The sequence below is a fragment of the Streptomyces olivaceoviridis genome, assembly GCF_014650115.1.
GTDB lineage: Bacteria > Actinomycetota > Actinomycetes > Streptomycetales > Streptomycetaceae > Streptomyces > Streptomyces olivaceoviridis.
The window spans coordinates 1-21920 of the sequence record NZ_BMUI01000048.1 but is presented as its reverse complement, the minus strand read 5'-3'; the positions used below and the strand labels follow the sequence as shown (position 1 = coordinate 21920).

General features: G+C 73.5%; 22 protein-coding genes, 2 pseudogenes and 1 riboswitch. Of the genes and pseudogenes, 12 read left to right on the top strand and 12 right to left on the bottom strand.

Features of this window, described 5'->3' with window-relative positions; genetic code table 11:
- Positions 1-243: 243 nt before the first annotated feature.
- The gene (locus IE273_RS40830; protein WP_189820166.1) at positions 244-828 is read left to right on the top strand and encodes a DUF488 domain-containing protein; all 585 of its coding nucleotides are present in this window, start codon (positions 244-246) and stop codon (positions 826-828) included.
- A gap of 306 nt (positions 829-1134) precedes the next feature.
- Entirely contained in the window at positions 1135-1371 is a 237-nt protein-coding gene (locus tag IE273_RS44435; RefSeq protein WP_229888094.1) for a hypothetical protein, read from the top strand.
- Positions 1372-1415: 44 nt separating this feature from the next.
- On the opposite strand, the gene IE273_RS40825 is transcribed toward IE273_RS44435, so the two are convergent.
- Positions 1416-2258 carry an ATP-grasp domain-containing protein gene (locus IE273_RS40825; protein WP_189820165.1) on the bottom strand — a complete coding sequence of 281 codons (843 nt, stop codon included), beginning with the start codon at positions 2256-2258 and terminating at the stop codon, positions 1416-1418.
- Between the two features lie 288 nt (positions 2259-2546).
- Here IE273_RS40825 and IE273_RS40820 point away from each other — a divergent pair, with 288 nt between their 5' ends.
- From IE273_RS40820 to IE273_RS40810, 3 genes are all read left to right on the top strand, one after another.
- Positions 2547-3293 carry a TetR family transcriptional regulator gene (locus IE273_RS40820; RefSeq protein ID WP_189820164.1) on the top strand — a complete coding sequence of 249 codons (747 nt, stop codon included), beginning with the start codon at positions 2547-2549 and terminating at the stop codon, positions 3291-3293.
- A gap of 157 nt (positions 3294-3450) precedes the next feature.
- Positions 3451-3867, top strand: a complete 417-nt coding sequence (locus IE273_RS40815) for a Zn-ribbon domain-containing OB-fold protein (protein ID WP_189820163.1) — start codon at positions 3451-3453, stop codon at positions 3865-3867.
- Positions 3868-4043: 176 nt separating this feature from the next.
- Positions 4044-6806, top strand: coding sequence for a hypothetical protein (locus IE273_RS40810; RefSeq protein ID WP_189820162.1), 2763 nt, complete (start codon positions 4044-4046; stop codon positions 6804-6806).
- A gap of 21 nt (positions 6807-6827) precedes the next feature.
- Here the strand turns inward: IE273_RS40810 and IE273_RS40805 are convergent, their stop codons facing one another.
- A complete protein-coding gene (locus IE273_RS40805) occupies positions 6828-7214 on the bottom strand; it encodes a PPOX class F420-dependent oxidoreductase (RefSeq protein WP_189820161.1) in 387 nt (128 codons plus the stop codon).
- 92 nt (positions 7215-7306) lie between these two features.
- On the opposite strand from IE273_RS40805, the gene IE273_RS40800 reads away from it, so the two are divergent.
- The 3 genes from IE273_RS40800 to IE273_RS40790 all read left to right on the top strand — a co-directional run bounded on the left by IE273_RS40800 (position 7307) and on the right by IE273_RS40790 (position 10149).
- On the top strand, positions 7307-7741 hold the full coding sequence (locus IE273_RS40800) for a hypothetical protein (RefSeq protein WP_229888092.1): 435 nt from the start codon (positions 7307-7309) through the stop codon (positions 7739-7741).
- A gap of 62 nt (positions 7742-7803) precedes the next feature.
- A complete protein-coding gene (locus tag IE273_RS40795; RefSeq protein WP_189820160.1) occupies positions 7804-8634 on the top strand; it encodes an SAM-dependent methyltransferase in 831 nt (276 codons plus the stop codon).
- Between the two features lie 138 nt (positions 8635-8772).
- The gene (locus IE273_RS40790) at positions 8773-10149 is read left to right on the top strand and encodes a S1 family peptidase (protein ID WP_189820159.1); all 1377 of its coding nucleotides are present in this window, start codon (positions 8773-8775) and stop codon (positions 10147-10149) included.
- 111 nt (positions 10150-10260) lie between these two features.
- Here IE273_RS40790 and IE273_RS40785 read toward each other — a convergent pair whose 3' ends face one another.
- Both IE273_RS40785 and IE273_RS40780 read right to left on the bottom strand, forming a co-directional pair.
- Positions 10261-10446: a hypothetical protein gene (locus tag IE273_RS40785; RefSeq protein ID WP_030640852.1), complete on the bottom strand. Its 186-nt coding sequence runs from the start codon at positions 10444-10446 to the stop codon at positions 10261-10263.
- A 133-nt stretch (positions 10447-10579) separates the two neighbouring features.
- Positions 10580-11728: an ROK family transcriptional regulator gene (locus tag IE273_RS40780; protein ID WP_189820158.1), complete on the bottom strand. Its 1149-nt coding sequence runs from the start codon at positions 11726-11728 to the stop codon at positions 10580-10582.
- Between the two features lie 128 nt (positions 11729-11856).
- On the opposite strand from IE273_RS40780, the gene IE273_RS40775 reads away from it, so the two are divergent.
- Positions 11857-13059, top strand: coding sequence for a Gfo/Idh/MocA family protein (locus IE273_RS40775; protein WP_189820157.1), 1203 nt, complete (start codon positions 11857-11859; stop codon positions 13057-13059).
- 15 nt (positions 13060-13074) lie between these two features.
- On the opposite strand, the gene IE273_RS40770 is transcribed toward IE273_RS40775, so the two are convergent.
- The 6 genes from IE273_RS40770 to IE273_RS40745 form a co-directional block, all read right to left on the bottom strand.
- Positions 13075-13770 carry a L,D-transpeptidase family protein gene (locus IE273_RS40770; RefSeq protein WP_189820156.1) on the bottom strand — a complete coding sequence of 232 codons (696 nt, stop codon included), beginning with the start codon at positions 13768-13770 and terminating at the stop codon, positions 13075-13077.
- A gap of 215 nt (positions 13771-13985) precedes the next feature.
- Complete coding sequence (locus tag IE273_RS40765) at positions 13986-14777, bottom strand: SDR family NAD(P)-dependent oxidoreductase (protein WP_189820155.1); 792 nt, start codon at positions 14775-14777, stop codon at positions 13986-13988.
- A 52-nt stretch (positions 14778-14829) separates the two neighbouring features.
- Positions 14830-15744 (bottom strand): SDR family oxidoreductase, encoded by a 915-nt coding sequence (locus IE273_RS40760; RefSeq protein ID WP_189820154.1) that lies wholly within the window; start codon positions 15742-15744, stop codon positions 14830-14832.
- A gap of 156 nt (positions 15745-15900) precedes the next feature.
- Positions 15901-16530: an MBL fold metallo-hydrolase gene (locus IE273_RS40755; RefSeq protein ID WP_189820153.1), complete on the bottom strand. Its 630-nt coding sequence runs from the start codon at positions 16528-16530 to the stop codon at positions 15901-15903.
- Positions 16530-17618 carry an S-(hydroxymethyl)mycothiol dehydrogenase gene (locus IE273_RS40750; protein WP_189820152.1) on the bottom strand — a complete coding sequence of 363 codons (1089 nt, stop codon included), beginning with the start codon at positions 17616-17618 and terminating at the stop codon, positions 16530-16532. Before IE273_RS40750 ends, IE273_RS40755 begins: the two co-directional genes overlap by 1 nt.
- Before the next feature lie 177 nt (positions 17619-17795).
- Complete coding sequence (locus IE273_RS40745; RefSeq protein WP_189820151.1) at positions 17796-18098, bottom strand: hypothetical protein; 303 nt, start codon at positions 18096-18098, stop codon at positions 17796-17798.
- A 189-nt stretch (positions 18099-18287) separates the two neighbouring features.
- Here IE273_RS40745 and IE273_RS40740 point away from each other — a divergent pair, with 189 nt between their 5' ends.
- Together IE273_RS40740 and IE273_RS40735 are read left to right on the top strand one after the other, a co-directional pair.
- Positions 18288-18653 (top strand): nuclear transport factor 2 family protein, encoded by a 366-nt coding sequence (locus tag IE273_RS40740; protein ID WP_059262508.1) that lies wholly within the window; start codon positions 18288-18290, stop codon positions 18651-18653.
- Between the two features lie 75 nt (positions 18654-18728).
- A riboswitch (ZMP/ZTP riboswitch) is annotated at positions 18729-18809 on the top strand.
- 26 nt (positions 18810-18835) lie between these two features.
- Positions 18836-19684, top strand: coding sequence for a bifunctional 5,10-methylenetetrahydrofolate dehydrogenase/5,10-methenyltetrahydrofolate cyclohydrolase (locus tag IE273_RS40735; protein WP_189820150.1), 849 nt, complete (start codon positions 18836-18838; stop codon positions 19682-19684).
- A 249-nt stretch (positions 19685-19933) separates the two neighbouring features.
- Here the strand turns inward: IE273_RS40735 and IE273_RS40730 are convergent, their stop codons facing one another.
- Both IE273_RS40730 and IE273_RS44430 read right to left on the bottom strand, forming a co-directional pair.
- Positions 19934-20908: a CU044_5270 family protein gene (locus IE273_RS40730; RefSeq protein WP_189820149.1), complete on the bottom strand. Its 975-nt coding sequence runs from the start codon at positions 20906-20908 to the stop codon at positions 19934-19936.
- 259 nt (positions 20909-21167) lie between these two features.
- A pseudogene (locus IE273_RS44430) lies at positions 21168-21671 on the bottom strand (RNA polymerase sigma factor); the annotation flags it as partial.
- 49 nt (positions 21672-21720) lie between these two features.
- Between IE273_RS44430 and IE273_RS45445 the strand changes: the two are divergent.
- Positions 21721-21920, top strand: a pseudogene (locus tag IE273_RS45445) (aa3-type cytochrome oxidase subunit I); the annotation flags it as partial.

The following is a 21920-nucleotide window of genomic DNA, read 5'->3' as shown; positions in this document are numbered from 1 at the left end:
GGACGGTGCTGCGATACATGACGCCCCCTTCTGTAGACGACAGAACGTGTCGCGCGGCTCGCGGAAGCGGCGACGGCCACCGCCGGCGCACCGCGGCGAACGCGGGCCGGGCAGGCGCCCCGATGACTTCGGGGAACACAGGCCGGCGGCTGCGGCGGCTTGTGTCGTGTTCGAGTGCCCAGGCCCTGAGCAGGTAAGCCCCGCACCGCGCACCGGCGCGCCCGCACGTGGTGCACTCGGTGTATGAGCCATGTCCGGACCGATCCCGCGGGCGGGGCCGCCCGCTCGGGCCCGGAGCTGATCACCTTCGGCCACGGCACGGCCGGCCGGACGACGCTGGCGGAGCTTCTGCGGGAAGCCGGCGTCGCCGCCGTCGTGGACGTCAGGACCGCGCCGGGCAGTCGCCGCGATCCGGACCTGTCACGGCAGCGGCTGGCCGAGTGGATGCCCGAGGAGCGGATCGCCTACCGGTGGGAGCGGCGGCTGGGCGGGTGGCGCAAGCCGTCGCCGGACTCACCCGACACCGTCTGGCGCAACGAGTCCTTCCGGGGCTACGCCGCTCACACGCGCAGCGCGGAGTTCGTGATCGCGACGGACGGCGTGCTGCGGCAGGCGGGCGAGGAGCGTACCGCGGTGATGTGCGGCGAGGCGGTGTGGTGGAGGTGCCACCGGCGCCTGATCGCCGACTTCGCCGTCCTGGCCCGTGGCGCGTTCGTCCTGCACCTGATGCACGACGGGCGGCTCATGGCGCACAGCCCGACGCCCGGTGTACGCCTTCGCGGTGACGGCCTCCTGGTCTACGACGACGGTCCGCGAGCAGCGGGGTGAGGTCCCCCGCGCGCAGGGCACCGGCGTTCCGGTCCCGCGGGCCCGCCGGTGCCGTGGGGGGGCGGGCGCCCGGCAGGGCACGCGGAGGCGGAGCGCGGACCAGCCGGGTCGAGGACGGTGCCACGGTGACCGAGTACGCGCCTTCCCGCGTCCCGCCCGCCCGCCCCCTGGCACGCAGGGCCGCCGACGGGCCCGGCGCCGGCCGCCCCGGACGGCCGCGCGGCGCCGTCACGGTCGGCCGACCGGCTCCGGAGCACACCATGGGACGCCCGGAGCAGTACGGACGAGGGGGACGGCCGGCGCCGGCTGCCCGCCGGCGAGGTCCACGCGTGGGAGCCGGGTCCGCACCAGACCGTCCGCGGACTGTCCCTCAGCCGCTCCCGGCTGACGCGCTTCCCGCACGTCGGCCGGCCGGACACCTTCCCGGAATCCGGGGGCGCGGCAGACCGGGTGCTGCGCCTGTGCCCACGCCGCGCGTCCGTGGCCGGACGCCGCGGCGGTGACGCGCGGCCATGGTGGCACCGCACCCGTCCCCGGCCCTGAGCGCCATGTCAGGGGCGGGGCGCCGGGGTACTCGCCGATCACCGTCAGGCCGGGACGGGCACCCCCCGCGCGAACCGGTTCAGGGACGCCGTGAACGCGGTGACGAAGGCGTCCCTCGCCTCCTCCGGGAGCGCGTCCAGGGACAGGAAGGGGTTGACGTCCTCCAGTTCGACCAGCAGCAGGCCTCCGTCCGCGGCGCGGCAGGCGTCGACGCGCTGGATGCCGTACCCGAGGTCGTTCCAGTCGATGAACCGGCGGGCGAACTCCAGGTCGGCGGCGGTGGCCTGGTACGGCCGCAGCTCCCAGCGGCGCTCCGGGTCGGGGGCGTAGAGGGCGTACTGGAAGTCGTCGTCGACGAAGTAGAAGGACACCTCGTAGGCGAAGTCGACGCACGGCTGGATCAGGACGTCCCCGGTGGCGAGTCCGGCGACCTCGCCACCGGGGACGATCCGCAGGCCGAGGGAGTCCGCGCCGTGCTTCGGCTTGACCACGTACCGCTCGGCGGCCGGCAGCCGGTCCAGGTCCTCGGCGCGGTCGACGGTCGGGATCACGGGGAAGCCGGCGGCGCCCAGGTCGAGCAGGTACTGCTTCCCGGCCATGTCGGCCTTCCCGGTGAGCGGGTTGTACACCCGGGTCCCGGCGGCGAGCGCCCGCGCGCGGAAGGCGTCGTACTCCTTCCGGTAGCCGAGGACGGGCCCGCTGTTGCGGACGACGACGGCGTCGAAGCCGTCCATCAGGGCGGCGGCGTCCACCGGATGACACAGGGCCAGGTCGAAGTGGGCGCGCAGCCGGGACGTGAGGTGGATGTCCTCGTCGCAGTAGCGGCGCCCGCGCGCCTGGTACGCCAGGTCGGTGACGTAGAGCAGGCGGGGGCGGGCGGCGGGCATGGGGGCTCCTCGGGGCGGCGCGGTGGCTGCGGGTGCGGTGGGTGGTGCGGCGCGGTGCGGGGCCGGTGTCGGCGGCGTCTTCGACGGCGGCGGTGACGGCGGAGAAAGGTTACGCCGCAGGGTGCGGCGGCTTTCGGCCACCCCCGGCCACCATCCGCCCCCCCGCCCCGCACCGCACAGCCCGGTCGGACCGCTCCGAGGTGGCCTCGGAAGCACTCAGTTCCCCCGGAAGGGCGCTCGCGCTGCACTGAGTGTCACGAATCCCGTCCGGGTGCTACGTTCCCGTCCATGAGCTCCAGCAGCGCGGCGCCGGCCGCGAAGCCGCCGATCCGGGACGCCCTGGTGGCGGCGGCCTTCCGGCTCTTCCTGGAACGCGGGTACGAGCAGACCACCGTGGACGACATCGTGGCCCTGGCCGGGGTGGGCCGGCGCTCGTTCTTCCGCTACTTCCCCTCCAAGGAGGACGTGGTCTTCCCCGACCACGAGCGCTGCCTGGCCGACATGACCGCCTTCCTCGCGGCCGGCGGCGCGGAGCACGAGCCGGTGCGGCGGGTGTGCGACGCGGCCCGGCTGGTGCTGCGGATGTACGCCGAGAACCCGGCCTTCTCCGTGCAGCGCTACCGCCTCACCCGGCGGGTGCCGGGCCTGCGCGCGTACGAGCTGTCGGTGGTGTGGCGCTACGAACGCGCGCTCGCCGAGTACCTCCGCGCCCGTTTCACGGGACGGCCCGACGGGACTCTGCGCGCCGACGTGATCGCGGCGGCAGTCGTCGCCGCGCACAACAACGCCCTGCGCTCCTGGCTGCGTTCGGACGGGAAGGGCGACCCGGGGGCCGCCGTGGACCACGCGCTGGGGTACGTGCAGCAGACGTACGGCCGGCCGGCGGAGGGTCCGCCGGCCCCCGCGCGGGCCGGGTCGGCGGCGGCCGGCGCGCAGGCGGGGCGGCCCGACGACGTGGTGGTACTGGTGTCCCGCCGGGACGCGCCGCTGTGGCGGGTCGTACAGGAACTGGAGACGGCGCTCGGCCGGGGCTGACCGGGAACAGGGGTGATTAGGGGTACCGAGTGCCTTTACGAGTGACACTCAGTGCCATACCCTGTCGGCGTGCGCGGTGGCACGGCAACCGCGCACACGTGTGCCCGGTCCGCCCCGGGCACACGGGATTCCGGCCGAGCGCAGGGAGTTGACCAGCGTGTACCACCCCTCAGCAAGCACCTCGCATCCGGTGGCCGGTTCCGCGGCGGGCATTCTCGATCCCGCCGCCGCGGACTCCAAGGACGCCATCCTCTTCCAGCGCTGCGCCTGGTGCGGCACCGCGATGTACCACCGGCTGCTGTGTCCGGTCTGCCAGGGCAGTGAGCTGCGCACGGAGCGCAGCGAGGGCGTCGGCACGGTCCGCCACTCCACGGTGGTGCACCGCAACACACCGGCGGCGCGCAATGTGTCGCTGATCGAGATGGCCGAGGGGTTCGTCGTACGGGGCCGGGTCATGGGTCCGCCGATCGGCATCCACAGCGGCGACCGGGTGCGGCTGTCCACCGCCAAGGACCCGGTGCGCGGGGAGCCCGTCTTCCAGCTGCTGGAGGAGCCGTACCGGGCCTGGACCTGACCCGCCGTAGCCCACCGGCACGGTGCCGCTGACACCACGGCCGGGTCCCCTCCTCCGCCCACGCGGACCATCACCTCGCCTCCGCAGGCAACCCACAGCCTCCGCTCCGCATCCTCCCGGGGCGAGGGGCGTCCGGGACTGCCGGGACGCCCGAGGTAGGTGTTCGAGGAGGATCAGTGGTCCGTGCCCGGCGTATATGGGTGACCGCCACCGCGTTGCTCGCGGTGGCGGGGGCATCCCCGGGAGTGGCGGTCGCCCACTCTCAACCAGCCGCAGCACAAGGCAAGTCGCAGGGAAATGACGGCGCGCCACTGCCGCCCGGGTGGCGGCTGGCCGGCGAGGGCTCCGCGCCGCAGTTGGTGTGGCGGTCGGCCCGGTCGGTGCCCATGGGGGACGCGCGGGTCGAGTTCCGGGCCGGAGGGCGGCTGCTGGGGGTGCCCCGGCCCGGCGCGGACGGGCACACCTTCCGGCTGCCGCTCGACGGGCGGCGCGCGACGGGATTGCGCGGTCTGGAAGTGTGGTCCGGCGGACGGCGGTTGGACGCGCCCGACACGGCCGGTGCGGCTTCGGCGGCGCGCCTGCCGGCGGCGCTGCCCGCGAACGCCGTGGACCCGGGCAAGCCCGGTGCGTACCGCACCAGGACGGGCGAGTACAGCCTGAAGTCGGTGCGGCTGCCGGGGTTCTCCGCGCCCGTGGAGATGCGCGCCGTGGTCGTCGCGCCGGTCGGCGCGTCCGGCAAGCGTCCCCTCGCGCTCTTCCTGCACGGCCGTCACTACACCTGCTACAAGGGGCAGGACATCACCGGTGACTGGCCCTGCAAGGCCGGTGCCAAGCCGGTGCCCAGCCACCGCGGTTATCTGCGGGACCAGAAACTGCTCGCCTCCCAGGGCTACCTGACCGTGTCGGTCTCGGCCAACGGCGTCAACGCGCAGGACTTCGAGGCGGAGGACGGCGGCGCGCAGGCGCGGTCGTCGCTGGTGCGGCTGCACCTGGCCCGCTGGGCCGACTGGGCCGAGCACCCGCGGTCCGCGCCGAAGGTGGTCCGCGAGGCACCCCGCGCCGATCTGTCGCGGGTGCTGCTGGTCGGGCACTCGCGGGGCGGCGAGGGCGTCAACCGGGCCGCGCTGGACAGCCTCACCCCGCCGCCCGCCGACCAGGACGGCTATCACGGGCCGGTGCGCTGGCACATCCGGGGCACCGTCCTCATCGGCCCGACCGTCTTCGGTCAGAACCCGGTGCCGGACGTCCCGTCGATGACGATCCTGCCGGGCTGCGACGGTGACGTCTCCGACCTCCAGGGCGAGGTGTACGTCGACGGCACGCGCGCGGTCGGCAACGGCACGGCACTGCACAGCGCGGTGTACGTGATCGGCGCCAACCACAACTTCTTCAATTCGGAGTGGACGCCGGGCCAGTCCGCGGCGCCCGCCGACGACGACTTCTCCGACGACCCGCAGCACCACGACCCGGTGTGCGGCAAGCGGGCCGCGACCCGGCTGACCGCCGACCGGCAGCACCGGGCCGGCTCCACCTACATCGCCGCCGCCGCGCGGCTGTTCCTCGCCGGGGACGACCGGGTACGGCCGCTGCTCGACGGCTCCGGGAAGCGGGCGCCGTCGGCGGACCCGGCACGGGTCCTCAGCCACGCGGTGGGCGCCCGCCGGGGCGGCGGGTTCCTGCCGGACGCCGGGGTGTCGGTGACCGGCGGCAGGCTGTGCGCCGCGGTGGACCCGAGCCCGGCCAGGACCTGCCTGGGCACGGGCGCCAAGGGGGCCTCTCCGCACTTCGCGCAGTGGGAGACGGACCGGGAGACCGGCCGGAGCGCGATCGCGGTGCGCTGGACGCGCGCCGGCAGCCCGGCCCGGGTGACCGTGGCGAAGCCGGTGTCCCTGTCCGGTGCGAAGGCGCTGGCGCTGCGGCTGTTCGTGCCGCCGAACTCCCGGGCCGCACAGCTGGACGTGTCGCTGACCGATGCTTCCGGCAAGAAGGCCAGGCTCGGCCGGATCACGCCCGCCGGGCTGCCCGGCAGTGAACGGACCGCCTCCTACTGGGCGCAGGAGATCCGCGTGCCGCTGACCGCGGCCGGTCGCGCCGGGCTCGACCTGCGCTCGGTCAAGTCCCTGGAGCTGACGCCCCGTTCGGCGTCCGGGCGGGCCTGGCTCATGGACGCGTGGGGCTGGCGGCCGGGGACGCCCGCGGTGCGCACCGACGCGCTGCCGCGCGTGGACATCGGCCGGAGGACCGTGGACGAGGGTGACTCGGGCGTGCGCACCTACCGGGTCCCGGTCCAGGTGACGGGCCGGGGCGGCAGCGGCCAGGTCCGCGTGTACGTGCTCGACCCGGCCACCGGCAAGGCCGCGGACCGGCTGGTGACGGTCCGTCCGGGCGGCCAGGACATCGACGTACCGGTCGAGGTGAAGGGCAACACCCGCTACGGCACCGATGTGTCGTACGACGTGCTGGTCAAGGCGGTCCGGGGTGCGGTCGTCGGCTCCTACCGGGGCGGCATCACCGTCCACGACGACGATCCGGCGCCCGCGATGACCGTCACGCCCGTCGCCGGTGAGGTGACCGAGGGGCAGACGCTGAAGTGGCGGGTGTCGCTGTCGGAGCCGGTGGACGTCGACATGGGCGCGCTGTTCGAGGTCGCGCCGGCCACCGCGCCGGAGCTGTCCACGAAGGACGTCCCGGCCGGCTGGCTGCGGGACACCACCGGGGAGAAGCCCGACCCGGAGCGTCCGCTGTCCAAGGTGACCGGGCTCTACCTGTGGGCGGACATCCCGGCGGGGAGGACGAGCGCGGAGATCACCCTGCCCACGGTGAAGGACGGGGTGCGGGAGTCCACCGAGTCGGTGCTGTTCCGGCAGGTCGACCCGCGCACCGGGGAGCCGCGCACCGGGGGCCTTGAGCTGTCCGGTTCGGTGCTGGACGCGTCGTAGGGCGCCGGTTCCGGGTGGCCCTCACTCCCCGAGGGTCACCCGGACGCCGACGGTGCCGTCCAGGCCGCGCCGGAGCCGGCTGCCCAGCAGGGTGAGGCGGCCGAGGAGGCCGTACTTGCGGGCGATCAGGCTCCGGTAGCGGGCGGTGGTGGCCGGATCGGCGATCTCGGCGGTGGCCGGCACCTGGTCGCCGGTCGGGTTGCCACGCACGTCGCACGGGCCGACGAGGACGTCCGGGCGGCGCCGGATCCGCTTGACCTTCCCGCTGTCGGCCGCCGTCCACACCCCGACCGTGCCGCCGTCCCGGACGACCCACACCGGGGTCGCGACGGGGGTGCCGTTCTTCCGGTGGCTGGTCACCAGCAGGTACTTGCCGGAGCCGAGCCGGTCGAGCCGCATGTCGTCCATGACCGCAGTGTAGGAGGGCGGGCGTTGCCGGCGAAGCCCGGTGACTCGGGCCGGCCCCACGGGCGGGCGGTGCCGTGCGGGATGCCGGTCATGTGGCTCGGGCATCCAACACGGCCGACAAAGGCACCCCCACGAACGGCGAAGCACCCGACACGGCCGGCAAAGACTCCCCCACCACCAGCGACGCACCCGACACGGCCGGAGCCCTCCCCGCGGTCGGCGCAGCCTCCCACACGCCCGAGGACGCCTTCTTCGCGGCCGTCGACGCTCTCGTCCGGACCGCCCCCGGGGCCGAAGCCGCCGGGATGCTACGCCGGCTCGCCGCGCAGCGGCAACGGACGGACGCCTACCGGACCCGGATGCGCGCGACACCCGCCCTCTTCCCGGTGCTCGATCCACTGCTGACCGCGTGCCTGCGGCCGTACGGGGCGGCGGAGTCGGGGGGGGGCGACGCGCGCGGCTGGGCCCGGTCCGCTCCGGCCGCAGAAACCCCGGGCCGGGCGGCGGAGATCAACTCGGGCGTCTAGATTGCGTCTTGCAGGGCGCAATTCCGTCAGGCATCTCACCAGGCACCCAGGAGCTGACCCACGTGACCGACAACCCGGCAGCCACCAACGACGTGGCCGTGTCGCTGCGCGCCCGTGTCAACACCGGCCAGCCGCACACCGCCCGGATCTGGAACTACTGGCTCGGCGGCAAGGACAACTACGAGGTCGACCGGACGGCCGGCGACCAGATCCGCCAACTGCACCCGGGCATCGGGGAGTACGCGCGGGCCGACCGGCTGTTCCTGGGCCGCGCGGTGCGCCATCTGGTCGGTGAGGCGGGCATCCGGCAGTTCCTGGACATCGGCACCGGGCTGCCCACCGCCGACAACACCCACGAGGTGGCGCAGCGGATCGCCCCGGAGTCCCGGATCGTGTACGTCGACAACGACCCGCTCGTCCTCGCGCACGCGCGTGCCCTGCTGACCAGCACACCGCAGGGCCGTACCGACTATCTGGACGAGGATCTGCGCAACGTCGACGCGATCCTCGAACACGCGGCGAAGACGCTGGACTTCAGTCAGCCGGTGGCGCTGATGCTGCTCGGCGTGGTCATCTTCATCGGCGACGACGAGGACCCGTACGGCCTGGTGCGGCAGTTGACGGACCGGCTGCCGGCGGGCAGCCACCTGGTGCTGTCGCACACCATCACCAGCCCGTCGATGCCCGACGTGGACGAGGCGGTGAAGTTCTGGAACGAGCACGGCACTCCGAAGCTGAAGCAGCGCACACCCGAGGACGTGACCCGGTTCTTCGACGGCCTGGAACTGCTGGAGCCGGGTGTGGTGTCCTGCTCGCGGTGGCGCCCGGAGGGCGGCGACGGGGCCGAGCCGGAGGAGGTCGCCATGTTCGGCGGGGTGGCCCGCAAGAACTGACCGCGCGCGGGAGTTCACCGGCGCCGGTGAACGCCGTGGCCCCGGCCCCCGTATGGAGGAGCGGGCCCTCGACGATCCGGGGGCCTCGCGGTGCCGGTACGGGCAGCGCGCGTTCGGGTTCGGCTTCGGGAGCCATGCATGCGGCACGCACGACGACGGGTCGTCCGGCGAGTGACACGGCTGGCGGCGGTCGGCGGACTCCTCCTGGGGGGCGCGATGGTCACCCAGGCGGCCATGGCGAACGAGACACCACCCCCCTCCGCCAGACCGCTCGCCGCCACGGGCGACACCGGCGCCGCACTGGTGGCGCGGCTCGGCACGGCCCGTACGGCGGGCGACTGGATCGGCGCCGACGGGCGTACGGTCGTGGCCGTGACCGACCAGGCGGCGGCGCGGGAGGTGCGACGGGCCGGGGCGGAGGCGAAGGTCGTGCCGCACAGCATGAACGAGCTGAAGTCGGCGACGGCGACGCTGCGTTCGGCTCCACGGGTGCCGGGCACGGCGTGGGCGGTCGACTACCGGACCAACCGGGTCGTGGTGCGGGCGGACCGCACGGTGTCCGCCGGGGACTGGTCGCGGCTGACCCGGGTCGCCACGGGGATCGGCGGCTTCGTGCGCATGGAGCGTACGAAGGGCACGTTCACCACGCGACTGAACGGCGCCCAGCCGATCCTGTCGACGGGCGGTCGCTGCTCGGCCGGGTTCAATGTCACCGACGGGCAGTCCGACTTCATCCTCACCGCCGGCCACTGCGGGCCCGCCGGGTCCACCTGGTTCGCCGACAACCAGGGCGGTCAGCAGCTCGGCAGGACCGTGAACAGTTCCTTCCCTGGCAGTGACTTCTCGCTCGTGCGGTACGCCGGCGGCAAGGCCGGTGCGGGTGCCGACGTCGTCGCGATCGGCGGCGGCAAGGGGGTGCGGATCACGGGGGTCGCCGATCCCGCGGTGGGGCAGCGGGTGTTCCGCAGCGGCAGCACCAGCGGTCTGCGCGACGGCCAGGTCACGGCGCTGAACGCGACCGTCAACTACCCGGAGGGCACGGTCACCGGGCTCATCGAGACCACCGTGTGCGCCGAACCGGGGGACAGTGGCGGCCCGTTGTTCTCCGAGGGCATCGCGCTCGGCGTCACCTCGGGCGGGAACGGCGACTGCACGGCGGGCGGGACGACGTTCTTCCAGCCGGTGACCAAGGCGCTGACGGCGCTCGGGGTCCGGCTGATCGTGTCGGCGCGGAACGCGGTCGGCGCCCCGGGCGGCACCCCCTCCCCCGCGCCGTCGGCCTCCGCGGTCCAGGGCGCGATGGCGCCGAGCGCGGCCTCGCCGGGCTCCTCGGCGCCGGTCACGGGCGCGCCCCAGGGCGGCACTTCGCTGGCGCGGCTGACCGACGCCCGGAACGTGGGGCCGGGGCTGCTGGTCATCGCGGGCAGTCTGATCGCGCTGGTCGCGACCCGGTACATCCGGGCCGAGCAGGACCGCAAGGCGTACCAGCGGTACTACTCGGCGACGTGGGGCTGACGGAAGGGCCGCGGGGGGAACGTCGAGGGCACCGGGTCGGGGTACGACAAGAAGGGCACCCGTGCGTTCACGGGTGCCCCGGACGGTTCGGCGCGGTGTGCGCGGGGTCGGTCAGGCCGCCCGGTGCGGCTGCGGGGCCGCGGCGGCCCACTCCATCACGAGGCGCTGGTACTCCGCACGCTGCTCGGTGGTCAGTGTCCCGCCCGACCGGCGCCACAGGGCACGGATCTCCTCGTTGACCTCCGCGGCCGATCGCTCGGAGACGGCTTCAACAGTGGTGGACATGCTGTGAAGCATATGCCGATCGAGGTGAAGGCGCTGTGAGTAAGTACCCGCGATACGGACATTTCAGACCGTGTTACTCATCACGTCAATGTGTCAACCGGAAGCGGGAGTTCACTGCCCGTGCCACCCCTCGCCCCGCCCCGGCTCACTCCCCGGTCCGGCCCAGCACCAGCACCTGGATGGCCAGCACGGCCGCGCCGCGCGCCCAGTCGTGGAAGTCGGACACCTTCGTCTCCAGGTCCACCGGGGCGGCCAGCGGGTGCCGGTGGGAGCGGATGGTGTCGCGGACCGTGTTCCCCGCCACATCCATCAGGCCGACACCCTCTCCCGCGAGCAGGATCTTCTGCGGCATCGCGAGGTTGGCGATCTGCGCGACGAGGGTGCCGAGGGCCCGGGCGGCCTCCTCTACGACCCGGGAGGCCATGGGCTCACCGGCGGCGGCACCGGCGAGGATCTCCTCGTAGCCGACGTCCCGGCCGGTGGCGGCGCGCACCTGGTAGCGGATGCTGGGGATGCTGAGCAGCGACGTGGCGCTGCCGCGGGCGCCCTCGGGGGTGAGCGGGCCGTAGGGGTCGATGATCCAGTGCCGGCCGAAGCCGCGGTCCTCCTCGTCGTACGGCACCCGGCTGCCGCCGAGCACCAGCCCGTAGCCGATGCCCGCGCCGATGGTCAGCACGGCGAAGCGGTCGAGTCCCCGGCCCGCACCGAACCAGGTCTCGGCTTCCACCAGGGCGGCGACGTCGTTCTCCACGACGACCGGCAGCCCGGTGCGCTCCCGGACGAGCGTGCCGAGCGGCACGTCCCGCCAGCCCAGGAAGGCCGACTCGCCCACCACCGTACGGTCCCGCACCCGTCCGCCCACACCGATGCCGATGCCGGCCGGGGCGGGGTGCCGTCCGGCCAGTTCGGCGGTCATCTCCGCCAGCAGCGCGGCGACGGCGTCCGGGTCGTGCGTGGTCAGCGGCCGGTCCAGCCGGCCGGTGACGTCACTGCGCAGGGTGGTGACGACGCCGTAGACCCTGTCGGCTGTGATCTTGAATCCGAGGAAGGAGCGGGACTCGGCGACGATGTCGAGGGGCTGCGACGGCCGACCCTGACGGCTCTCGCCCGCCCCGCCCGTCTCGGCGGCCTCCACCAGCAGCCCGGACTCGATGAGCGGTTTGGTCAGCCGGGTGAGGCTGCCCTGGGAGAGGCGCAGCCTCCGGGCCAGCTCGGTGCGGGACAGCGGGCCGTGCACGAGCACCTCGATGGCCACGGAGCGCTCCGCAGGGCTCAGCGGCAGCCAGCTGGTCATGGAAGCGCACCTCTCTGTTTTCTTTCGGTACAGAAGTAACGACGCCAGCATACGCGGGTGCTCCGGGCTTCCAGCAGACCCCACCCGAGCTCTTGACGCCTGAATAATTCCGTGACGAAAGTAAGCCCATGAATCTCTCCCTCGGCATCGTCGGCGCCGGACAGTTCTCCGGGCAGTTCGCCACCCTGTTCCAGGCCCACCCCGGCGTCCGTGACGTCTATGTCACCGATCTGCTGCCCGAGCGGGCCGAGCGGCTCGTCGCCGCGCAGGGGCTCGCGGGCACGTTCCCGTCGTACGAGGCGATGCTGGAGTCGCCGGCGGTCGACGCGGTCGCGATCTTCACCCAGCGCTGGACCCACGGACCGCTCGTCCTCCAGGGACTGGCCGCGGGCAAGCACGTCTACTCGGCCGTCCCCATGGCGATCACCGTGGAGGAGATGGCCGCGATCATCGACGCGGTCCGGGCCACCGGGCTGACGTACATGATGGGCGAGACCAGCCACTACCACCCGGCGACCGTGCACGCCCGCAACCAGATCGCGGCGGGCGCCTTCGGCCGGCTGTTCTACGCCGAGGGCGACTACGTCCACGACATGGACCTCGGCTTCTACGAGGCCTACCAGTACAGCGGCGGAGAGAACTGGAAGGCGACCGCCAGCTATCCCCCGCTGCTGTACCCGACGCACGCGGTGGGCGGGGTGCTGGGGGCCTGGCAGACGCACGCGGTGAGCGTGTCCGCGATCGGGGTGCGCGACGAGCGCGGCGACGGCGTCTTCGACCGTTCGGTCAGCCAGTTCGACAACGACGTGTCCAACGCGACCGCCTTGTTCGAGGTGGCGGGCGGCGGATCGTTCCGTACGAACGAGTTCCGGCGGGTCGGCTACCCCTCGCACATCCGCGAGTCCCGGTTCCGGTTCTTCGGGACGGAGGCCAGCATGGAACAGCTGGCGACGGTGGCGCTGTGGCAGGACAAGAAGGGGGTCGAGGACATCAGCGAGCTGCTGGAGCCGAAGCCGACCCTGGCCCCCGACGACCCGTCGCTGGCGCACATCGCGCCGGAGCTGCGCGCGGCCTTCACCTCCGGCTCGGCGCCGGTGCACGACCGGTCCCGGCTGCCCCGGGAGTTCGACCACCTGCACAACGGGCACGAGGGCAGCCACCACTTCCTGGTGGACGACTTCGTCACCGCCGTCACCACGCGGACGCTGCCGCCGGTGAACGCGTGGGTGGCCGCCCGCTACACCCTGCCGGGCGTCATCGCGCACGAATCGGCACGGCAGGGCGGTGTCCGGCTGGAGATCCCCGACTTCGGGGACGCGCCGGAGGCGTGATGTGTCCCGGCGGGCTCAGGTGCCGGGCTTGCGGCCGTAGACGAAGACGTCGTCGCCGTTCCTCAGCAGCGACCAGTACTTCTTGGCGGTCGTGGTGGTCATGTTGACGCAGCCGTGCGAACCGGGCGGGTTCCACATGCTCAGACCCACCGAGTGGAAGGCCTGGCCGCCGTCGAAGAACTGGCTGTAGGGCATCGGCACGTTGTAGAGGGTGGAGACGTGGTCGATGTCCCGCCAGTAGATCTTCTTCAGGCCGGTGCGGGTCTCGTAGCCGTCACGTCCGGTGCGCACCGGCACCGGCCCGTAGACGAGCCGGTTGCCGTCCTGGATCCAGCTGAGCTGGAGCGTGAGGTTCACGCAGGCGATGCGGCCCTTGTTCACCGGGCACTTGCCGTCCTTGTTCGGCTTGTTCCCGACGGCTTTCTGCTTGTTCATCAGGTCCATCACGCCCCAGGTGACGGGACCGGCGTAGCCGATGTCGGGCGTGATGCCGTGCTTGCGCTGGAAGGCCTGGACGGCCTTGCAGTCGGTGGCGGACTGCTTGCCGTCGACCGGCCGGCCCAGGAACTTCTCCACCTGCTTCTGGTACGGCCCGGTCCGCGTGGTGCAGCTCGCGGCCTGGGCCGGCGCCGCGGTGAACGCGAGCGCGAGCGGCGCCACCAGTCCCGTGACGCCCAGCGCGACCACACCTCGTCTGCGTATGACCCCCATGGCGGCCTCTCCCCTTCCCCTTGTGCCCGATTCGTTCGCCCGGGCCTCCCCGGTGCTCTCCAGCGCGATTCCCGCGATGTCGGACTACTAGACCCGGCCGGGCCGGAGATGGTTGTGGTTCCGGTCAGGCTGTGACGAAACGGTGAACTTCCGGCCGTACGGCACCTCGGGCGGTGCGGGTGCCCGCCGTGCCGGCGGCGGCCTCGGACCGGGGGTCAGGAGGTGTGCCGGACGGCCGCGCGGAAGCCGGTGTTGACAGCGGTGAGGCCGCCGTCGACGACGAGGGAGGTCCCGGTGATCCAGGCGGCGTCGCGCGAGGCGAGGAAGGCCACGGCGGCGGCGATGTCCTCCGGCTCGCCGACCCGGCCGAGCGGGTACAGGGGGCGGACGGCGTCGAGTTCGTCGTCGCGACCTTCCCACGCCGAACTGCGGACCGTGCCCGGCACCACCAGGTTGACCCGCACGCCCCGGGGCGCCGCGTGCCCGGCGAGGGTGCGGGTGAGCGAGCCGAGGCCGGCCTTGGCGGCGCTGTAGCCGTGGTTGCCGAAGTCCTGCACGCCGTTGACGGAGCCGACGCTGACGATCGCCCCGCGACCGGAGGCGGCGAGGTGCGGCAGGGCGGCGCGGCAGCAGCGGTAGGCGCCGGTGAGGGTGATGTCGAGGTCGCGCACCCAGGCCTCGTCGGGGTCGTCCTCGAAGAGGGTTACGTCCGAAGTGCAGTGGGCGGCGCTGTTGACCAGCACGTCGAGCGAGCTGAACGCGGCGACGGCGTGGGCGACGGCCGCCTCGACGGCGGCGCGGTCGGCCACGTCACAGGCGAACGCCTCGGCGGCGAGGCCCTGTCGGCGCAGGGCGGAGGCGGTCTCTTCGGCCTCGGGCAGGTCCCGGTCGGTGACCAGTACCCGGCCGCCCTCCTCGGCGAGCCGCCGGGCGACGGCCGCACCGATGCCGCGGGCGCCGCCCGTGACGAGAACTCCGTGTCCTGCGAAGCGAGTCGGATCAGTCATGGGCCGACGGTACGGCGCCCCGGGCGCCCTTTCACCGGTTCGGCGCCCGGTTTCACCGGTAGCCGGTGACGTCCGCCGGCTTGCCCGCGTCCTGCACCTCGACCAGGTACCGCCAGGCGTCCGGCCGGCTGCCGTCGAGGTCGGTGAAGCCGTACACCCCAGCGAGGCCGCCGCTGGAGAGCGACCGGCCGTTGAACCGGGCCACGTCGGGATCGGCGGCCAGGGCGGCGACGGCCCGGCCGGTGAAACGGGGGGTCTCGGAGATGGCGAAGTGGGGTTCGCGCGCCAGGGCGTCCCGCCAGTTCTCCTCGCGGACGCCGTACGCGTCGAGCATGACCTCGGAGCGCATCCAGCCCGGGGTGAGGGCGACGGCGGTGGCACCGCGCGGGCCGAGTTCGTGGCCGAGGGCGAAGGCCATGCGCAGGACGGAGGTCTTGGCGAGGTCGTAGAAGAAGTTCACCCGGTAGGTGTCGCGGTTGTAGTCGGTGGTGCCGTCGGTGACCTCCACGACCAGGCCGCCGGGGTGTCGCAGCAGCAGCGGCAGGGCGTAGTGGCTGGTGACGGCGTGGGTCTCGACCGCGAGCCGGAGCAGCCGCAGGCCGTTGTCGAGGTCGTGCTCCCACACGGGGGTGTCCCACTCGAAGAGGTTCTCGCCGCCCCAGATGTCGTTGACGAGGACGTCGAGGCGGCCCCGCTCGGCCGCGACGCGGTCCACCAGGTCCCGTACGGCGGACTTGTCGAGGTGGTCGGCGGCCACGGCGATGCCCTGCCCGCCGGCCGCGGTGACGAGGTCGGCGGTGTCCTCGACGGTCTCGGGGCGGTCGTACTCCGAGCGGTGGGCGCGGGTGCTGCGGCCGGTGACGTAGACGGTGGCGCCGGCCGCGCCGAGTTCGACGGCGATGCCCCGTCCGGCGCCCCGGGTCGCCCCGGCGACCAGCGCCACCTTGCCTTCCAGCGGTCCTGACATGTCCGGCCTCCCGTGCGGTACGACTGCTGTCGCCGTCCACTGTCGCCGGGAAGCCGGACATCTTCTGTCTGCTTTTACGTCGAGTCCCGCGGTGTGTCGCCGCGGGACTCGATGGCCGCCGGACTCAGCAGCCCTCGGGCTCAGCAGCCCTCGGACTCAGTGGCCGCGGGCGATCCACTCCTCCAGGTGGGGGGCCTCGTCGCCGATGGTGGTGCCGTCCCCGTGCCCGGTGAGGACCTTGGTCTCCGGCGGGAGGGTGAGGAGGCGGTTGCGGAGGGAGTCGATGATGGTCGGGAAGTGCGAGTAGGAGCGTCCGGTGGCTCCGGGGCCGCCCTTGAAGAGGGTGTCGCCCGTGAACACGGTGCCGAGGCCCGGGTCGTACAGGCAGACGGCGCCGGGGGCGTGTCCCGGGGTGTGCAGGACGGTGAGGTCGGCGCCGGCGGCCTCGATGACCTGGCCGTCGAGGAGGTGCCGGTCGGGGTCCCGGTGCGGGTGGGTCTGCTTCCACAGCGCCAGGTCGTCCGGGTGCAGCCAGATCGTCGCGCCGGTGAGGTCGGCGAGTTCCGGTGCCGCGTTGACGTGGTCGTTGTGGGCGTGCGTGCACACGATGGCGGTCAGGCGCCGGTCGCCGACGGCGCGGGCGATGGCCTCGGCGTCGTGGGCGGCGTCGATGACGATCACCTCGCGGTCGTCGCCGACGATCCACACGTTGTTCTCCACGTCCCAGGTGCCGCCGTCGAGGGTGAACTGGCCCGAGGTGACGAGGCGTTCGATGCGCGCGGTCATCACAGCACCACCACCGAACGCAGCACGTCGCCGTGGTGCATCCGCTCGAACGCCTGCTCCACCTGGTCCAGTTGGATCGTCTCCGTGACGAACGCGTCGAGCGGCAGGCGGCCTTGCAGATGGAGGTCGATCAGCATGGGGAAGTCCCGGCTGGGCAGGCAGTCGCCGTACCAGGAGGACTTCAGGGCGCCGCCGCGGCCGAAGACGTCCAGCAGGGGAAGTTCCAGCTTCATCTCGGGGGTGGGGACGCCGACGAGGACGACGGTGCCGGCGAGGTCGCGGGCGTAGAAGGCCTGCTGGTAGGTCTCCGGGCGGCCGACGGCCTCGATGACGACGTCCGCGCCGAAGCCGCCGGTCAGCTCGCGGATCGCCTCGACCGGGTCGCTCTGCTCGGAGTTGACGGTGTGGGTGGCGCCCAGCGTGCGGGCCTTCTCCAGCTTGCGGTCGTCGATGTCCACCGCGATGATCTTCGCCGCGCCGGCCAGGTTCGACCCGGCGATCGCCGCGTCGCCGACACCGCCGCAGCCGATGACGGCGACCGAGTCGCCCCGGCCGACGTTCCCGGTGTTGATCGCGGCGCCGATGCCGGCCATCACCCCGCAGCCGAGGAGGCCCGCGACCGCCGGGGAGACGGCCGGGTCGACCTTGGTGCACTGGCCGGCCGCGACGAGCGTCTTCTCGGCGAAGGCCCCGATCCCCAGGGCCGGGGACAGCTCCTGGCCGGTGGCGGCGAGGGTCATCTTCTGCCGCGCGTTGTGGGTGTTGAAGCAGTACCAGGGCCGACCGCGCAGACAGGCCCGGCACTGCCCGCACACCGCGCGCCAGTTGAGGATGACGAAGTCACCGGGGGCGACGTCGGTGACGCCCTCGCCGACCGACTCCACGACTCCGGCGGCCTCGTGGCCGAGCAGGAAGGGGAAGTCGTCCGAGATGCCGCCCTGCTTGTAGTGCAGATCGGTATGGCAGACCCCGCAGGCCTGGACGCGTACGACGGCCTCGCCGGGCCCCGGGTCCGGCACCACGATCGTCTCGACCCGTACCGCCTCGTCCTTGCCCGGTGCGATCACGCCGCGGACTTCCTGCGCCATGGTCTGGCCCCTTCCTTCGTTTGCCTTCGCCGCCGAGATTACGCGCGACCGATCGGTAGCGACGGCGGACCACGAGGAGGTTAGTGGATCTTTCCGGACCCGCGCGGCATCGCCCGGCCCGTCCGGGCAGCGGTGAGGGCCGCCCCGGCGGGACGGCCCTCGTGCCGGCGGGCGGGATCAGTGGATGGCGCCGACCAGACCGAGCAGCGGCGCGGCGGGCGCGAGGACCTGCTCCACCTGGTTGAGCTGGTTCAGCTCCTGGAGGTGCTTCAGCTCCTGCAACTGCTCGGTGACCCGTGGCACCCGGCCCCGCTGCTCCGCCGGGATGTCACTGACGGCGAGCGAGTCCAGCGTGCTCAGCGCGCCGAGCTTCCCGACGAGCGGTGCGCCGGTGCCGGCCGCGTTCGCCTGGGGTACGGCGAGGCCGGCGATCCCGGCGGCCAGACCGACGGCGGCGGCGATACGTCGTGTTGAGATCATGCCTTCAGCAACGGCGACAGGCCCCGGGCGGACACGGGCGGCGGGCCGCGCTCACCCGGGAGGTGGAGCGCGCGGCCGGGCTTGCCGGGGCCGCCGGGGCGGAGGAGTCTCGGAGGTGGGCCCGTGCGGCCCGCTCCTGGCCGGACCGCACGGGCACCTGGACCACACGGGCACCTGAAGGAGGTCACCATGGGTACCGCTGCGGGGTCCGCCTTCGACACCGACACACTGCGCCGGGCCGTCGAGGGCAACACCGGCAACAACCTTCTGTCGCTCTACGCGGACGACGCGGAGATCCGCATCGTCGACCGCAACAACCAGCCCAGTCATCCCACGGTGCTGCACGGCCGGAGCCAGATCGCCGAACTGCTGGACGACGTCTACAGCCGCGACATGACGCACAGGCTGGACCGGTGCGTCGTCCAGGGCGACCACGCGGCCTACTGCGAGTCCTGCGAGTACGGGGACGGCACCCGGGTCCTCGCCGAGTCGATGGTCACCCTGCGGGACGGCAAGATCGCCGATCAGCTGATCATCCAGGCGTGGGACGAGTAGGCCCCGGCCGGGTACGGCGGGAGCGGAAGGAGGCCGAGCGGGTTCCGGAGGGCGTACGCACTCTCGGTTACGCTGTACGCGGGCCGTGACTGGCGCTGAGGTGGAGCACCACCGGGGAGCGGTCCGCGTCGGTAGCCGCGCGCCTGGGCGAGGAGAGTCGATCCAGCTCAGGAGTGTGCAGCATGACCCAGGCCCGTCTGATGGACGGCACCGCGCCCGCCCGCCGCATCGTCGAGGACACCGCGAGGAAGGCCGCCGCTCTCACCGAGCGCACCGGTACCGCGCCGTGTCTGGCCACCGTCCTGGTCGGCGGGGACCCGGCGTCCGTGACGTACGTCCGCATGAAGCAGAACCGCAGCCGCAAGGCCGGCATCGAGTCCCGGCACGTCTCCCTGCCCGCGACCACCACGACGGACGAACTCGTCACGACGCTGCGGGAGTTGTCGGCCGACCCGGGGGTGCACGGCATTCTGCTCCAGCACCCGGTGGGCGACCACATCGACGAGCGGGCCGCGTTCGAGGCGATCGCGCCGGAGAAGGACGTCGACGGTGTCACCTTCGCGTCGTTCGCCGCGATGAGCTTCGGGCTGCCGGGCTTCGTCTCCGCCACGCCGGGCGGCATCCTGCGGCTGCTCGACGAGTACGGCGTCGACCCGGCCGGGAAGCGGGCCGTGGTGGTCGGCCGCAGCGCGATCCTCGGCAAGCCGGTGGGCATGCTGCTGCTCGCCCGGGACGCGACCGTGACCTACTGCCACTCGCGCACCCGTGAGCTCTCGGCCGTGGTCCGCGAGGCCGACATCGTCGTGGCCGCGGTCGGCCGGCCGCGGCTGATCCGCGGGCAGGACATCAAGCCGGGCGCGGTCGTCATCGACGCGGGCTACAACCCGGGGAACGTCGGCGACGTCGACTTCGACTCGGCCGTGGAGCGAGCGTCGCTGATCACCCCGGTGCCTGGCGGCGTCGGCCCGATGACGATCGCCACGCTCCTGGAACAGACGGTGACGGCCGCCGCCCGGCAGCTGGGGGTGTAAGGGACAGCCGAGGGCCGGCGGTGGGCAGTGGGGCAGTGCCGGGTGGCGCTGATCACCGGCCGGCGGCGCCGACGAGCGCGGGGCGGGCGGATCGGTGCCACACGGCACAGGTCACCACCAGACCCCGCCGAGCAACCCCGGTCGAGCGGGTCAGCACCACACGGCACAGGTCACCACCAGACTCCGCCCAGCAACCCCGGTCGGCGGCGCCCGGCAGCACGCCTCGCCGGCCGGCTCCGGGCCTCTCGGTCAGCGCATCCAGGCGTTGTAGTCCATGACGTCCCCGGCCTTGACGCCGTACTCGGGGGCGTCCCGGGTGAAGGTGGTCTCCAGGCCGAGGACCGTGCCGGTGCGCGGGTCGAGGATCAGCATCCGCCGGCCGCCCTCGCCCTCGTACACGTACGCCTGCCCGGGACGGCCGAGGCGGTCGGTCACCTGTCCCACGGCCCGCAGACCCTCGGCGTCCGCGAGGACCCCGACCAGTGCCGCTGACTCCCGCGCGCCCAGCGTCCAGTGGTCCAGCAGCTCCCCGACGGCCTCGAGGAGCTGGGGGGTGCCCAGGGGCTCGGTACGGACGGTCTCGGCGAGGTAGGCGCGCAGGGCGGCCGGGGTGTGCGGCGGCGGCGCCTCGGGCGGGGCGTCGCTCCAGCTCGGCGGGTAGGTGGCCCGGCTGAGGACGTGGCCGTCGGCCACCACACGGGGGGCTCCGCCCTCGTCGGTGAGGACCGGGCGGCCCGGACGGCGCGGGTCGGTCGCCACGACCAGCTCGGTGTGGCTGTGGTCCGCGCGCCAGCGCACCACCCGTTCCTCGGGCAGGGTGACGGGGGGTTTGCCGTCGGTCATGCTCAGGCTCCACGACTGCACGTGCGTGCCCTTGCGCAGGCGCGGCGAGCCGTCGGCGGCGGCGGTCGCGGCCAGTTCGGCCAGCCGCGTCAGCGGGACGGGCGTGGAGTCGGCGCGGACGGTCAGCGGCCGGGGAGCGGCGAGGGCGGGCTGGGTGTTCGGCCCGCCGACCAGCGCGGCGAGCGCGGTCGCCAGTACGACGCCGGTGGCGGCGAGGCCCCACAGCAGCCGGGCGCGGGGGACGCGGCGCGTCGGGCGCGGTTGACGCAGCAGTCGATCGAGCCGCCACTCGGCGCGCTGGTCCAGGGGCCCGTCACCGAAGTACGGCCCGTCGTGCGGTACGGGGTCGGCGCGCCGGAGGAGTTCGAGTTCGTCAGGCATGTCGAGGGTCCTTGCGCAGGCATGCGTCGGTCGTGGGCGCGGGGCCGGAGGATCGCCGGCCGGGGCGGACGTCGCCGTCGGGCGCCGGTCCCCCACCAGGGGGCGCTGTGGGCAGCGCTTCGAGTGACGGTCCTCCAGGGGCTGCCGTGGGCGGCGCCTCGGGCGACGGTCCGCCAGGGCGCGGCTCGCGCGGCCCTTTTGGCGACGGTGCCGCGGGGCCAGGGCGCGGCCCGGGCGGCGGCGTGTGTGCCGGCGGTGCCGTGGGGCACAGTCGGTCGATCTCCGTGCGCAGACGGCGGCGGGCGCGGTGGAGGCGCATGGCCGCCGCGCGGCGGCCACAGCCGAGGGCGACCGCGATCTCCTCGGCGCCGAGTTCCTCCCAGGCGGCGAGGCGCAGTATCTCCTGGTCGGCCGGGGCCAGCCGGTCCAGGGCCTGGTGCACCCAGGCGCCCGGCGCCTCCGTGCCGGGGCCTGCCGCGATGTGCCGGCCGTGCGCGGCCTCGTCGTTGCCCAGCCGGTCCACCAGCCGGCGCCGGCGCCCGTAGCCGCGTACCGCGTTGGCCAGGCAGTTCCGGGCCACCCCGTACAGCCAGGGCAGCGGCGCGGCCGGCAGGTCGGCCCGGCGTCGCCAGGCGACCGTGAACACCTCCGCCACCACTTCCTCCACCTCGTCGGTCCGCCCCTGAAGTCGCCTGGCGACATAACGGCTGACCGCCCAGTAGTGCTCGCGATAGGCAGCGGCGAAGATCTCGTCGTTGCTCATGCTCGGTTCGTGTCCGGCACCCCCCGGATCGTCACACCCTTCTTCCGTGATGCTCCTCGCGTCCCCCGAGTGTGACCTCCGGGCGGGGCGCGGACACAGGCGGGGCGTGAAGAGGATCCGAGACACCAGAGCCGTGCAGTGGCTCACGAGCACCGACCACAAGACGATCGGCACGCTCTACCTGGTCACCGCGTTCGCGTTCTTCCTGATCGGCGGCGTGATGGCGCTGATCATGCGCGCCGAGCTGGC